This window comes from Consotaella aegiceratis (genome assembly GCF_036541425.1).
Taxonomy (GTDB): Bacteria; Pseudomonadota; Alphaproteobacteria; order Rhizobiales; family Rhizobiaceae; genus Consotaella; species Consotaella aegiceratis.
Genome location: NZ_JAZHFT010000014.1, coordinates 25,572 through 38,331, shown reverse-complemented (window position 1 = coordinate 38,331; position 12,760 = coordinate 25,572). Strand labels below are relative to the sequence as shown.

The 12,760-nt window shown below is 64.5% G+C and carries 13 protein-coding genes; 6 read left to right on the top strand and 7 right to left on the bottom strand.

From position 1 onward, the window contains the following. The first annotated feature begins 80 nt into the window (after window positions 1–80). The 4 genes from purL to SMD10_RS11645 all read left to right on the top strand — a co-directional run bounded on the left by purL (window position 81) and on the right by SMD10_RS11645 (window position 4,700). Window positions 81–2,300 (top strand): phosphoribosylformylglycinamidine synthase subunit PurL, encoded by a 2,220-nt coding sequence (purL, locus tag SMD10_RS11660; protein WP_331685866.1) that lies wholly within the window; start codon window positions 81–83, stop codon window positions 2,298–2,300. A gap of 95 nt (window positions 2,301–2,395) precedes the next feature. After that, complete coding sequence (locus SMD10_RS11655) at window positions 2,396–2,629, top strand: BolA family transcriptional regulator (protein ID WP_331685865.1); 234 nt, start codon at window positions 2,396–2,398, stop codon at window positions 2,627–2,629. Window positions 2,630–2,773: 144 nt separating this feature from the next. After that, on the top strand, window positions 2,774–3,121 hold the full coding sequence (grxD, locus tag SMD10_RS11650; protein WP_331685864.1) for a Grx4 family monothiol glutaredoxin: 348 nt from the start codon (window positions 2,774–2,776) through the stop codon (window positions 3,119–3,121). 298 nt (window positions 3,122–3,419) lie between these two features. Then, window positions 3,420–4,700, top strand: a complete 1,281-nt coding sequence (locus SMD10_RS11645; RefSeq protein ID WP_331685863.1) for a multidrug effflux MFS transporter — start codon at window positions 3,420–3,422, stop codon at window positions 4,698–4,700. 19 nt (window positions 4,701–4,719) lie between these two features. Here the strand turns inward: SMD10_RS11645 and SMD10_RS11640 are convergent, their stop codons facing one another. The 4 genes from SMD10_RS11640 to SMD10_RS11625 form a co-directional block, all read right to left on the bottom strand. Next, window positions 4,720–5,556: an inositol monophosphatase family protein gene (locus SMD10_RS11640; protein ID WP_331685862.1), complete on the bottom strand. Its 837-nt coding sequence runs from the start codon at window positions 5,554–5,556 to the stop codon at window positions 4,720–4,722. Beyond that, window positions 5,553–6,425 (bottom strand): tRNA 2-thiocytidine(32) synthetase TtcA, encoded by an 873-nt coding sequence (gene ttcA, locus SMD10_RS11635; RefSeq protein ID WP_331685861.1) that lies wholly within the window; start codon window positions 6,423–6,425, stop codon window positions 5,553–5,555. Before ttcA ends, SMD10_RS11640 begins: the two co-directional genes overlap by 4 nt. 141 nt (window positions 6,426–6,566) lie before the next feature. Beyond that, window positions 6,567–7,184, bottom strand: a complete 618-nt coding sequence (gene rpsD / locus SMD10_RS11630) for a 30S ribosomal protein S4 (protein ID WP_331685860.1) — start codon at window positions 7,182–7,184, stop codon at window positions 6,567–6,569. 215 nt (window positions 7,185–7,399) lie between these two features. After that, entirely contained in the window at window positions 7,400–7,558 is a 159-nt protein-coding gene (locus SMD10_RS11625; protein ID WP_331685859.1) for a YqaE/Pmp3 family membrane protein, read from the bottom strand. Between the two features lie 152 nt (window positions 7,559–7,710). Here SMD10_RS11625 and SMD10_RS11620 point away from each other — a divergent pair, with 152 nt between their 5' ends. After that, complete coding sequence (locus tag SMD10_RS11620) at window positions 7,711–8,226, top strand: hypothetical protein (protein WP_331685858.1); 516 nt, start codon at window positions 7,711–7,713, stop codon at window positions 8,224–8,226. Window positions 8,227–8,253: 27 nt separating this feature from the next. Here SMD10_RS11620 and murI read toward each other — a convergent pair whose 3' ends face one another. The 3 genes from murI to SMD10_RS11605 all read right to left on the bottom strand — a co-directional run bounded on the left by murI (window position 8,254) and on the right by SMD10_RS11605 (window position 11,368). Continuing rightward, window positions 8,254–9,039: a glutamate racemase gene (murI, locus tag SMD10_RS11615; protein WP_331685857.1), complete on the bottom strand. Its 786-nt coding sequence runs from the start codon at window positions 9,037–9,039 to the stop codon at window positions 8,254–8,256. Continuing rightward, window positions 9,036–9,815 carry an RNA methyltransferase gene (locus SMD10_RS11610; protein WP_331685856.1) on the bottom strand — a complete coding sequence of 260 codons (780 nt, stop codon included), beginning with the start codon at window positions 9,813–9,815 and terminating at the stop codon, window positions 9,036–9,038. The genes murI and SMD10_RS11610 overlap by 4 nt, the downstream gene beginning before the upstream one ends. A gap of 74 nt (window positions 9,816–9,889) precedes the next feature. Then, entirely contained in the window at window positions 9,890–11,368 is a 1,479-nt protein-coding gene (locus SMD10_RS11605) for a carboxylesterase/lipase family protein (protein WP_331685855.1), read from the bottom strand. A 150-nt stretch (window positions 11,369–11,518) separates the two neighbouring features. On the opposite strand from SMD10_RS11605, the gene SMD10_RS11600 reads away from it, so the two are divergent. Beyond that, window positions 11,519–12,733 (top strand): NADP-dependent isocitrate dehydrogenase, encoded by a 1,215-nt coding sequence (locus tag SMD10_RS11600; protein ID WP_331685854.1) that lies wholly within the window; start codon window positions 11,519–11,521, stop codon window positions 12,731–12,733. The last annotated feature ends 27 nt before the right edge of the window (window positions 12,734–12,760 follow it).

Genomic DNA, 12,760 nt, shown 5'->3' with positions numbered 1-12,760 from the left:
GATCAAGCTTTCCGCTCTGCGGACGCTCTCCTCAAACGCGCAGGGGCGCCGTGTTCCTGCTCAGCCACGGATGCCGCCACGTGGAACCTTCCGTCACCCCTGCCCTCGCCCAGGCTCATGGCCTGAAACCGGACGAATACGACCGGGTCCTGGAATTGATCGGACGGACGCCGACGCTGACCGAACTCGGCATCTTCTCGGCCATGTGGAACGAGCACTGCTCGTACAAGTCGTCCAAGCGGTGGTTGCGCACGCTGCCGACCAAAGGGGCGCGCGTCATTCAGGGGCCGGGTGAGAATGCCGGTGTCGTCGATATCGGCGACGGCGACTGCGTGGTCTTCAAGATGGAGAGCCACAACCACCCCTCCTATATCGAGCCTTATCAGGGTGCCGCGACCGGCGTCGGCGGAATCCTGCGCGACGTCTTCACCATGGGCGCGCGGCCGATCGCGGCGATGAATTCCCTGCGTTTCGGCGCGCCCGATCATCCCAAGACGCGCCATCTCGTGGCCGGCATCGTCGCCGGCATTGGCGGCTACGGCAACGCCTTCGGTGTGCCTACCGTGGGCGGCGAGGTGAATTTCCATTCCCGCTACAACGGCAATTGCTTGGTCAATGCCTTTGCCGCCGGGCTCGCGAAGTCGGACGCGATCTTCTATTCCAAGGCGGAGGGCGTTGGCCTGCCAGTGGTCTATCTCGGCGCCAAGACCGGCCGCGACGGCGTCGGTGGCGCCACCATGGCGTCGGCGGAGTTCGACGCCGATATCGACGAGAAGCGGCCGACGGTCCAGGTCGGCGATCCCTTCACCGAGAAATGCCTGCTGGAAGCCTGCCTGGAATTGATGGCGACGGGCGCGGTGGTCGCCATCCAGGACATGGGTGCCGCCGGCCTCACCTGCTCGGCCGTCGAGATGGGCGCCAAGGGCGACCTCGGCATCGAGCTCGACCTCGACAAGGTGCCGGTGCGCGAGGCGCAGATGAGCGCCTACGAAATGATGCTGTCGGAAAGCCAGGAGCGCATGCTCATGGTGCTGGTTCCGGAAAAGCGCGGCGAGGCCGAGGCGATCTTCGCCAAATGGGGCCTGGATTTCGCGGTGGTGGGCAAGACGACCGACGACCTGCGCTTCCGCGTTCTCTGGCGGGGCAGCCAAGTGGCCGACCTGCCGATCAAGGAGTTGGGCGACGAGGCTCCCGAATACGACCGTCCTTGGATCGAGCCGGCGCCGGCCGTGCGCATCCATGCCGCCGACCTGCCCGAGCCTGAGGATTACGGCGCCGCGCTTTTGGCTCTGCTCGGCTCGCCGGACGGCAGTTCGCGCCGCTGGGTCTACGAGCAGTACGATACGCTCATCCAGGGTAATGGCCTGCAGACCCCTGGCGGTGACGCCGGCGTCGTGCGCGTCGACGGGCATCCGACCAAGGCGCTGGCCTTCTCCTGCGACGTGACCCCGCGCTATTGCGAAGCCGATCCGTATCAGGGCGGGATGCAGGCCGTGGCCGAGTGCTGGCGCAATCTCTCCGCCGTCGGCGCGGAGCCGTTGGCGGCCACGGACAATTTGAACTTCGGCAATCCGGAAAAGCCGGAGTTGATGGGCCAGTTCGTCAAGGCGGTCGAAGGCGTCGGCGCGGCCTGCGAGGCGCTCGCCTTTCCGATCGTCTCCGGCAACGTGTCGCTCTACAACGAGACGCAGGGTGCCGCGATCCTGCCGACGCCGACGATCGGCGGCGTCGGGTTGATCGAGGACCGCACCACCACCGCCCGCGTCGGCGGCATGCGGGATGGCGATGTCCTCTTTCTTATCGGCCGCGACGGCAGCCATCTTGGCGCCTCGCTCTTTCTGCGCGAAATTCATGGCCGCGAGGAGGGTGCGCCGCCGCTCGTCGATCTCGCCGAGGAAAAGGCCAATGGCGATTTCGTGCGTGCGCTGATTCGTGCCGGCCGCGTATCGGCCTGCCACGACATCTCCGACGGCGGACTGGCAGTGGCGCTCGCGGAAATGTGCATCGCTTCGGGACGCGGCGCCCAGGTCGACATCGGCGAAGGAGCGTGGCACGCCCTGCTGTTCGGCGAGGATCAGGCTCGCTACGTGCTTGCGGTCTCGTCGGCAGACGCTGGCGTCCTGGAGGCGCAAGCGGCTGCGAGCGGCATTGCCTGGCGCCGTCTCGGCGCGGTCGGTGGCGATCGACTGGCGATCGGCGAACGCCTGTCTCTGAGCGTCGGCGAGATGACCGTCACGCACGAATCGTGGTTGCCCGCCTATATGTCCGGCGAGGTCGTCGAACCGTCCGCAGCCGCCTGACGCCGACGGCGTCGCGTCAGGATCATTGATCACCCCTCGCGCGGGTCCTATCTTCGAAACGGATTCGCGAGGCGCGAGAAGTGGAGACCGACACGATGGCAATGAATGCTCGCGACATCGAAAGGATGATCAAGGACGCCATCCCCGACGCGCAAGTGAGCATCCGCGATCTCGCCGGCGACGGCGACCACTACGCCGCCGAGGTCGTCTCCGAAAGTTTTCGCGGAAAGTCGCGCGTCCAGCAGCACCAGATGGTCTACCAGGCGCTCCAGGGCAACATGGGCGGCATTCTGCATGCCCTTGCGCTGCAGACCAGCGCGCCGAAATAGGCGACCCGGCGCCCGATTGGAGCTGCGCTCGAGCGAAGGCCTTGCCGGATGGCCAAGACCGTGGAACAGTTCGCGGCAGTCCGAGCCGCTTTATGCCTCGGAGATTCCTCTTCCCAAGACCGACGACACAATCAGGATAACCCTATGAGTGAAATCAACAATTGGATCGATAGCGAGGTCAAGAGCAACGACGTCGTGCTCTTCATGAAGGGCACCCCGGATTTTCCGCAGTGCGGTTTCTCCGGTCAGGTCGTTCAGATCCTCGATTATCTCGGCGTCGCCTATAAGGGCATCAATGTCCTCTCGTCCGACGATCTGCGCCAGGGGATCAAGTCCTACAGCCAATGGCCGACGATCCCGCAGCTCTATGTGAAGGGCGAGTTCGTCGGCGGCTGCGACATCGTCCGCGAGATGTTCCAGGCGGGCGAACTGAAGGGCCTTTTCGCCGAGAAGGGTATCGCCACGAAGGCCGCGGCGCCCGCCGCCAGCTAGCCATCCGTCGTCGCCCATTTTAGCCGACGATCGTCGCCCTCCGGTCCTGCCGGGGGGCTTTTTCAAGGTCTGCGCGTTTCCTCAACAGATCGGGGATATGGCATTTCCGTGCCACGTCGCAGACTTACCGCTTCATTCTATCGAATTTCGTTCAACGTCATATTGTCCGAGAAATCCGTAGCTGACGAGACGATGCCTCGCCTCGGATGACAAGCCGGTCATCGTCCTGTCGGTGCGCGGCTTGCAGTTCCCTTCAGGAGAGCTTACGGCTCGGCGGCAATTCCGAAAAGGTCTACTCATGCCGGACGCGTCCAGTACCAACACGCGCGGCCTCCCCTATTGGGAGCTCGTGACGATGATCGCCAGCCTGATGGCGCTCAACTCGGCGGCAATCGATATTTTCATTCCCGCCCTGCAGGACATCGGCACCGCGCTGCAGGTCGAATCGGAAAACCAGCGGCAATTCGTGATCTCGTCCTACATGCTGGGTTTCGGCGCGGCGCAGATTTTCTACGGGCCATTGTCCGACCGCTTCGGCCGCAAGCCGCTGCTCTATGCCGGCTTGAGCATCTACGTGACGGCGGCCCTCGCTGCGGTGTTTGCGCCGACGTTCGGCATCCTCCTGCTCTGCCGGGCGATTCAGGGCGTGGGCACGGCCGCCACTCGCGTTCTGGCGATCTCCGTGGTCCGCGACTGTTTCGGCGGCCGGCAGATGGCCAGCGTCATGTCGCTGATCATGATGGTCTTCATGGTCATTCCGGTGCTGGCACCGAATGTCGGGCAAATGATCCTTTTGTTCGGCAGCTGGCGCGAAATCTCGTTGGTGATCTTCCTGTTCGGCCTGGTCGTTCTTCTCTGGCTGGGCCTGCGTCTCCCGGAAACGCTGCATCCCGACGATCGGCGCGAGCTGACGGTCAAGCGCGTCAGCGAGGCGTTTCGTGTCGTCTTCACCAACCGCGTCGCCTTCGGTTACGCGCTGGCCACCTCGGTCGCCTTCGGCGTGCTGTTCGCATTCATCAATCAGGCGGAGCAGATCTATACGGAGGTGTTCGACTTCGGGCCCGAATTCACCCTCTATTTCTCGGCCGTCGCGATCTTCATGGCCGCCTCCAGCTTTCTCAATTCGAGGCTGGTCCGCCGCTTCGGCATGCGCCGGCTATCGCATACGGCGCTGCTCAGCTTCGCGACGCTGAGCGCCGTGCAATTGGCGTTGGCCGTCGCCTATGACGGGGCCCAGCCCTTCTGGCTGTTCTTCCTGCTGTTCGTGCCGATGTTCTGCATGTTTGGTTTCATCGGCACGAATTTCAACGCGCTTGCCATGGATCCGCTCGGTCACGTCGCCGGAACCGCCTCCTCGGTGCTCGGCTTCATGCAGACGCTCGGCGGCGGATTGCTGGGCGCGAGCGTCGGCTACTTCTTCGACGGCACGCTGCTGCCGCTGTTCACCGGCTTTCTCGTGCTGTCGCTGACGTCGCTGATGCTGGTGTTCATCGCCGAGGGCGGACGCTTGTTCGAGCCGCGTTATCGTCCGGTGTCGGATCATCCCGACACCGTCCAGATCCGCACCACGGCGGAGTGACGCGGCGGCCAAGCCAGGATCAGACCGGCTTCAGATCGCCGAACACCTCCCGGCGCAGAACCAACCAGCTCTCCCGGTCGGGCGCGGCGATCAGCCCGCCCGAGGTGTGTTGAGGCAGATAGGGTCCGCCGTCGAGGCGCAGGACGAGGCCGCCGGCTTCGGAATAGATCAGCGCCCCGGCCAGGTGGTCCCACGGCATCAGCTTCTGATAGGCCAGGAAATGGAGATGGCCCGAGGCGGCGAGCCGCCACTCGTGGCCGGCGCAGCGATAATTGGCGACCACGCGGACCTGCGACAGGCGTCCGAAGAGGTCGCGCTTGTCGTCCGGCTGGAAATAGGTCAGCGACACCGCGCCCACCATGTCACCCAGCGGCACCGCTTCGGCGACTGCGATCTTGGCGCTCGAACCGTCCGCCCGTTTGAGCAAGGCGCCGGCGCCGCGCTCGGCCAGCATGACATCGTCGCCAAGCGGATCGTAGATCAGCCCGGCCACGGTTTCTCCCTTCACGACCACGGACGCCATGACGGCGAAGACCGGAGCGCCGGCGGCGAAGTTGGCCGTTCCATCGATCGGGTCCACGACGATCGCCATGTCGGCCTCGGGCACGGCTGCCAGTAGGTCCGGATCGGCCGCAACGGATTCCTCACCGACGAACGTGGCCTGCGGCCAGAGCGTCGCGCATTCGGCGCGGATGAAGCGCTCGGCTGCCTCGTCGGCCTCGGTCACGAGATCGATCGCCGACGTCTTGCGCCGGATGTCGTCCGGCTCCAGACGGCGGAAGCGCGGCAGGATCTCCGCCGCCGCGGCCTGCTTGAGGATCGAGGCGAGGCGGTCGATATCAACGCTACGGGTCACGAAACCATATCCTTCTTCGGCATCAGCCCTGCGAAATCGAACAGGGCCGGGTCGAGCAGATGGCTTGGCCGCGCATGGGCGAGAGCGCGGACCATCACGTCCTTGCGGCCTGGAAACCGATGTTCCAGGTCGTTCAGCATCTGCTTCATAAGATTGCGTTGCAGCCCGTCCTGGCTGCCGCACAGGTCGCAGGGAATGATTGGAAACTGCAGCGCTGCGGAAAACTTCGCGAGATCCTCCTCGGCGGCGCCGATCAGTGGCCTGAGGACCATGACGTCGCCTTCGTCGTTCAGCAGCTTGGGCGGCATCGCGGCCAGCCGGCCGCCGTGGAAGAGGTTCATGAAGAACGTCTCGAGGCAGTCCTCACGATGGTGTCCGAGCACCAGGGCCTCGCAACCCTCCTCACGGGCGATCCGATAGAGATGGCCCCGGCGCAGCCGAGAACACAGCGCGCAATAGGTCGCCCCTTCCGGCACCTTGTCGGTCACGATGGAGTAGGTGTCGCGATATTCGATGCGGTGGGCGATGCCGTGTCGCGCCAGGAAGTCGGGCAGAATGTGCCTGGGAAAGCCGGGCTGGCCCTGGTCGAGATTGCAAGCCAGCAGATCGACGGGCAACAGTCCGCGCCATTGGAGGTCGGTCAGCACCGCCAGCAGCGCATAGGAATCCTTGCCGCCGGACAGCCCGACGAGCCAGCGGGCTCCGGGCCGCGCCATCGCGAATTCCTCGATCGCCTCGCGGGTCTGACGCAACAGACGCTTGCGCAGCTTCTTGAACGAGACGCTCGCCGGCGCGTCACGAAACAGCGAATGAACCGCCGCCTCGTCGTCGCCGAGGTCCGTCTCAAGGGAGTTTGGCTGGTCCAGCATCCGCCCGCATCCGTCCGTGAAACCTGCTTCAACGGCGCATGCTGCGCTGCACGGCCGACGGTCGGGTGATACCTCAGCCGGGGAGCAAAAGAAAAGGCCACCCGAAGGCGGCCTTTTCCATAAAGCGATCGTTGGGACCGATCAGCGCGAGTAGAACTCGACGACCAGGTTCGGCTCCATCTGCACCGGATAGGGCACGTCGTGCAGACCAGGCGTGCGATTGAACGTCGCCACCATCTTCTGGTGATCGACCTCGACATAGTCGGGCACGTCGCGCTCGGCGAGCTGGGTCGACTCCAGCACGATGGCGAGCTGCTTGGACTTCTCGCGCACCTCGATCACGTCACCGGGCTTGCAGCGGTAGGAGCCAATGTTGGTGCGACGGCCGTTGACGTTGACATGGCCATGGTTGACGAACTGACGCGCCGCCCAGATCGTCGGAACGAACTTCGAGCGATAGACGATGGCGTCGAGCCGGCTCTCCAGGAGGCCGATCAGATTTTCCGAAGTGTCGCCACGCCGACGGGCGGCTTCTTCGTAGACCTTGCGGAACTGCTTCTCCGACACGTCGCCGTAGTAGCCCTTGAGCTTCTGCTTGGCGCGCAGCTGCAGGCCGAAGTCGGACATCTTGCCCTTGCGGCGCTGGCCGTGCTGGCCGGGGCCGTACTGGCGGCGATTCACCGGGGACTTCGGACGCCCCCAGATGTTTTCGCCCATACGGCGATCAATTTTATATTTCGCGGAATCGCGCTTGCTCATCGCATTTCCTTCAAACCAAAAACGCCGATCGAGACCATCTCGACCGGGTGAGGAAACGCGCCCTCCTCTGCCCATCGGTTCAAACGGGCTGACAGGACGGCGCATACGCGATGCGAACCGTCCACGGGACACGTCAAAAAGCCAGTCGGAGGCTTCTCCAACTGGCTGAGCCGTCGTTACGGAAATCGTCCGCCGATGTCAAGCCGTCTCTGATCTTAGTACTTCGCGATCACCCAGACGGCGTGCACGATGCCGGGAATGTAGCCAAGCAACGTCAGGAGGATGTTGATCCAGAAGTGCTTGCCGAGACCCACCTGGAGGAAGACGCCGAGCGGCGGAACCAGGATGGCGATAATAATTCGAATAAGGTCCATGACGCGTTCCATTCAAACTCACTGTCTCAAGCGAACGCAATGGCGGCTGGAGCGTTCCAGATCCAACGATTGCGCCGACAACCACAGAGGCGACCTATTCGGCCCTCGGCTTTGACAGGCGGCGCACGGCAGAGATTGTGAGAGGTTCAAGGATGAAGACCATTGCACTTTTGGCTGCGGCTTCGCTGTTGGCGACCGCCCTGCCCGTCAGCCAACCGGCGGCAGCCGCCGGCGACTTTCTGTCCCGGTTCGACGGACAGTGGAGCGGTTCGGGCGAAGTCATTCGTGAGGAAAGTCCGTCGAAACCCAACGCCATAAAATGCTCGATCGCCGTCGACCGCGCCGCCAATTCCTTTTCTATGGACGGTGATTGCCGTGCGGCCGTCATCTTCACCCGCAGCATCGGGGCCAGCCTCGACTACGATCCGGGCAGCGGCGTCTTCACCGGCGTCTTTACCGGATCGAAGAAGGGGCCGGCCCAGTTGGAAGGGCGGCAGAAGGGCAATTCGCTGGTGCTTAACATGACGTGGCGCAAGCCGATTTTCGGCGACCGGTCTTCCGTGCTGACGCTGACCAATACCGGCAACGGCACGTTCTCGCTGGCCATCACGGATCAGGTCGAGGGGCGAGCCGTAAAGACGACGGACGTCTCGTTCCATCGAGCATAATCGCCGATCCGGCCGCAGCTGGCGCCCCTATCGGACCGTCAGACCGAAGCCGTGGACCAAGCTGCGGGTCTCGGTGGATGGTTCGCCTGACGTGAAGACGGCCAGATCCTGCTCGTTGGAAAACGCAACGGGACCGTCGTGCGGCAGCAGGTCGAGCGCGCGGCGGGCGATCGCCTCGGCAGGATCCAGCCAGTCGACCGGCCACGGCGCCAGACGGCGGAAGGCGTTGGCGAGAAACGGATAATGCGTGCAGGCCAGCACCACGATATCGGTGCGACGGCCTTCCTTTTCGACGAAGCAGTCGGCGATCTCGGCGGCGAGCGCCTCGTCTTCGGGGACGGCGCCGCGCAGATAGGCCTCAGCCATCGGCGCCAGTTGCGCGGACCCGACGAGACGCACATGGCAGTGGCCGGCAAAGGTGCGGATGAGATCGCGCGTATAGTCGCGCTTCACCGTGCCGGGCGTCGCCAGGACGCTGATCAAGCCCGACCGGCTTCTCTCCGCCGCCGGCTTGATCGCCGGCACCGTGCCGACGAACGGCAGGGCGAAGCGACGCCGCAAAGCCGGCAGCACCAGCGTCGACGCGGTGTTGCAGGCGATCACCGCCAGGTCGGGCTCATGCTCGGCGAGAAGCGTGGCGAAGAGGTCGGCGATATGTCGCGTCAGCGCGCCTTCTTCCCAGTCGCCGTAGGGAAACGCCGCGTCGTCCGCGACATAGACGATCCGTCGGGCCGGCATCAGCACCCGCAGTTCGCGGAGCACGGTCAGGCCGCCGATGCCGGAATCGAAGACCAGAATCGGACGGTCGCTCATGGGTCGGTGCTTTCGGACCTCGGCCCCCGCTCCAGCGCGCGCACCACGCCGCGCAGCATGCGCACCTCCGGCTCGGAGAAGCCGGCCTTCGACAGCATCGCCCGCAGGTTCTGGACCAGGATGTCGCGACGTTCCAGCGGTCGGAAATAGCCGGTCGGATCGAGCGCGGTCTCCAGATGCTCGAACAGCCGATAGAGATCGTCCTTGCTCGCTGGCGGCATGTCGGGCGCCGAAAACCTCGGCCCCGACCCTGACGGCATGCCGGACTTCCGCCACTCATAGCTCATCAGCAGAACGGCCTGGGCGATGTTGAGCGAGGCGAAATTCGGATCGACGGGAAAGGTGACGATCTCGTCGGCCAGACCGACTTCCTCGTTGGACAGCCCGAAGCGTTCGCGGCCGAACAGGATGCCGCCCGTCTGCCCTGCCTTGACCCGGGCTCGCAGTTCCGCCCCCGCTTCCTCGGGCCCGCGCACTGGCTTGAAGCTGTCTCGGGCGCGTGCCGTGGTGGCGAGAACATAGGTCAGGTCCGCGACCGCCGCCTCGACGCTGTCGTACAACTGCGCGGCGTCGATGACATGGTCCGCCCGCGAGGCGGTGGCGCGCGCCTTGTCGCTCGGCCAGCCGTCGCGCGGTTTGACCAGGCGGAGATCGCACAGGCCGAAATTGGCCATGGCCCGAGCGACCATGCCGATGTTCTCGCCGAGTTGGGGCTCGACCAGAACGATGGCCGGTCCGCGCTCGGCGGCCGAGGCATCGCAATCGTCGTCATGCATTGTGTCGTCCATGACGGACGCTGATAGAACAACGGACACCGGCGGCCAAGGCCATTGCGGCGTCCGCGCCTCTCCTACACCACGAAATGATCGACGCCGTCCCAGGCAGGTCTGCGATTCCCCTCCGGATCGCTTTGGATCCGATCGACCTCGTTGAAGATCATCGTTTCGCGACGGAGCGGCTCGTAGACCGGCCAATCCTCGCCCGGGCGGCCGTCTCGCACGAAGGATAGCCAATGCGCCTTCATGCGCGTCGACAGGGCACGCCGTTTCGGATCCGCCAGCAGCCCCAGATAGAGACTGCGAAACCGCTTGACGAAATCGTCGAACAGCAGCGGCAGATCCACCGAATGGGTCGCGCCGAGCCGGTTGAGCAGCCCCTTCACCGGCCAGTCGAGCCGGTAGCAGAAGGCCGGGGCACGCTCGGCGTGGAGATCGGCGAAATGGACGGCCGGCATGCGGAAGAGAATGTCCGTGCCGAAGGCGATGCGGCCCTCCCGCGTCTCGGGATAGAGCTGCGCGATTTCGGCTGCGCGGGACGCGCCCGCCACGCGCTCGGCCCAGCCGGAGAGCGAGGTCAGGTCCGACTGGATCGGAAACAGCGACAGATCGGAGAACAGAGAGAATTCGTCGCGGGTCGTGCCGACCAGGAGCGGTACGGGCTTGGCCAGGGCGTAAAGCTCGCGCAGCGGCCGCTCGGGCACCTGAATGCCGTCCAGATAGGGCCGCGCCAGGATGCCCATTTGCGTCTTGCCCAGCTTTCGCAGAACCCGCGAAAATGCGGCGGCCGGCAGGGAGAACAGGCGGCCGGGCTCGGCGTCGGCGTCGAGAGCCGTCACCACGTCGGCCGCGACCTCCACAGCCTCGCGGCGCGACCAGAACATGTTGAGCCCGCCGGACTGCAGAATCGCTCGGTTGAACAGCGGCCAGGACGGCCGATGGACGAGGTGGAAGGCGACCGAGGCTGCTCCAGCCGATTCGCCCGCGAGGGTCACGCGGTCGGGATCGCCACCGAAAGCCGCGATGTTCGTCCTGATCCATTGCAGCGCCAGAGCCTGATCGAGCAGGCCGGCATTGGCCGCAAATCGCGGATCATCCGGATACAGTTCCGCGAATCCGTTGAAGCCCAACAGGCCCAGCCGATAGTTGATGGTGACCACGACGACGTCGCCGCGGACCGCCAAATCGGCGCCGGGATACTGCGCGCTCGACCCGATGATGAAGCCCCCACCGTGGATGAAGACCAGCACCGGGCGCGCTCCGTCGGTCGCCGGCGTCCAGACATTCAGCGACAAACAGTCCTCGTCGAACCGCCGGACGGCCGCCATGAAGCTTCCGATCGGTTGCGGCAGAGCGCGCTTCTGCGGCGCCGCCGGACCGTAGGCGAAGGCCTCCCAAGGCGCCGAAAAACGCTCCCGCGCTTCGGGCGCGGCAAAGCGTCGGTCGCCGAGCGGCGGCCTGGCATAGGGAATGCCGAGAAAACGACAGCCCGTCTCGTCACGCTGTCCGAGGATCGGCCCACATGGGGCATCGACGAGGATCAAGGCGTCCAATCCGACTCCGTTTCCGTACGGCCTTTGCGGGCGCGAACTGCTTTGCGTCTTGCTGTCGCAGTGTTATAGGCGCGACAGTTTGACATTCGGCTGCAGATTCACCGCAAATTGCCGGTGTATCCGGCTGGCCACGTGCAGAGGAAGAGGTTCATGGCGAAGATCAAGGTCGACAATCCGGTCGTGGAGCTGGACGGCGACGAAATGACCCGGATCATCTGGCAGTTCATCAAGGACAAGCTGATCTACCCGTATCTCGACGTCGACCTGCACTATTACGACCTGTCGATCCAGAAGCGCGACGAGACCGACGACCAGATCACGGTCGAGGCCGCCAATGCCATCAAGAAATACGGCGTCGGCGTGAAGTGCGCCACGATCACCCCCGACGAGGCCCGCGTCGAGGAATTCGGGCTCAAGAAGATGTGGCGCTCGCCCAACGGCACGATCCGCAACATCCTGGGCGGCGTCATCTTCCGCGAGCCGATCATCATGAAGAACGTGCCGCGACTGGTGCCCGGTTGGACCCAGCCGATCATCGTCGGCCGCCATGCTTATGGCGATCAGTACCGCGCCACCGACTTCCGGTTCCCCGGCAAGGGCAAGCTGACGATCAAGTTCGTCGGCGAGGACGGCGAGACGATCGAGCACGAAGTGTTCGACGCCCCGGCCTCGGGCGTGGCAATGGCGATGTACAATCTCGACGAGTCGATCAAGGACTTCGCCCGCGCCTCTTTCAACTATTCGCTGCAGCGCGGCGTGCCTTGCTATCTCTCGACCAAGAACACGATCCTCAAGGCCTATGACGGCCGGTTCAAGGACCTCTTCCAGGAGATCTTCGACGCCGAGTTCAAGACCCAGTTCGACGCCAAGGGCCTGACCTACGAGCACCGCCTGATCGACGACATGGTGGCGGCTGCGCTGAAGTGGTCGGGCGGCTATGTCTGGGCCTGCAAGAACTACGACGGAGACGTGCAGTCCGACATCGTGGCGCAGGGCTTCGGCTCGCTCGGCCTGATGACCTCGGTGCTGATGACGCCGGACGGCGAGACCGTGGAGGCCGAAGCCGCACACGGCACGGTGACCCGGCACTATCGCCAGCACCAGAAGGGCCAGGAGACCTCGACCAACCCGATCGCCTCGATCTTCGCATGGACGCGCGGTCTCGCGCATCGCGCCAAACTCGACGACAATGCCGACCTCAAGGCCTTCGCCGAAACGCTGGAAAAGGTCTGCATCGACACCGTCGAGAGCGGCTACATGACCAAGGATCTGGCGCTTCTGATCGGCCCCGAGCAGTCGTGGCTCACCACCAACGGCTTCCTCGACAAGCTCGACGAAAACCTGAAAAAGGTCATGGCCGCCTAGCCGAAGCAGGCAGGTCGTCTAGGTTCG

What these genes read in the sequence shown, in the direction of transcription:
- murI (WP_331685857.1), bottom strand. Translation starts at nt 9,039, where the DNA reads ATGAGCGACCGTCCGATTCTGGTCTTCGATTCCGGCATCGGCGGCCTG.
- grxD (WP_331685864.1), top strand. Translation starts at nt 2,774, where the DNA reads ATGAGTGAAATCAACAATTGGATCGATAGCGAGGTCAAGAGCAACGAC.
- SMD10_RS11655 (WP_331685865.1), top strand. Translation starts at nt 2,396, where the DNA reads ATGGCAATGAATGCTCGCGACATCGAAAGGATGATCAAGGACGCCATC.
- SMD10_RS11645 (WP_331685863.1), top strand. Translation starts at nt 3,420, where the DNA reads ATGCCGGACGCGTCCAGTACCAACACGCGCGGCCTCCCCTATTGGGAG.
- SMD10_RS11620 (WP_331685858.1), top strand. Translation starts at nt 7,711, where the DNA reads ATGAAGACCATTGCACTTTTGGCTGCGGCTTCGCTGTTGGCGACCGCC.
- SMD10_RS11625 (WP_331685859.1), bottom strand. Translation starts at nt 7,558, where the DNA reads ATGGACCTTATTCGAATTATTATCGCCATCCTGGTTCCGCCGCTCGGC.
- rpsD (WP_331685860.1), bottom strand. Translation starts at nt 7,184, where the DNA reads ATGAGCAAGCGCGATTCCGCGAAATATAAAATTGATCGCCGTATGGGC.
- SMD10_RS11610 (WP_331685856.1), bottom strand. Translation starts at nt 9,815, where the DNA reads ATGCATGACGACGATTGCGATGCCTCGGCCGCCGAGCGCGGACCGGCC.
- ttcA (WP_331685861.1), bottom strand. Translation starts at nt 6,425, where the DNA reads ATGCTGGACCAGCCAAACTCCCTTGAGACGGACCTCGGCGACGACGAG.
- SMD10_RS11600 (WP_331685854.1), top strand. Translation starts at nt 11,519, where the DNA reads ATGGCGAAGATCAAGGTCGACAATCCGGTCGTGGAGCTGGACGGCGAC.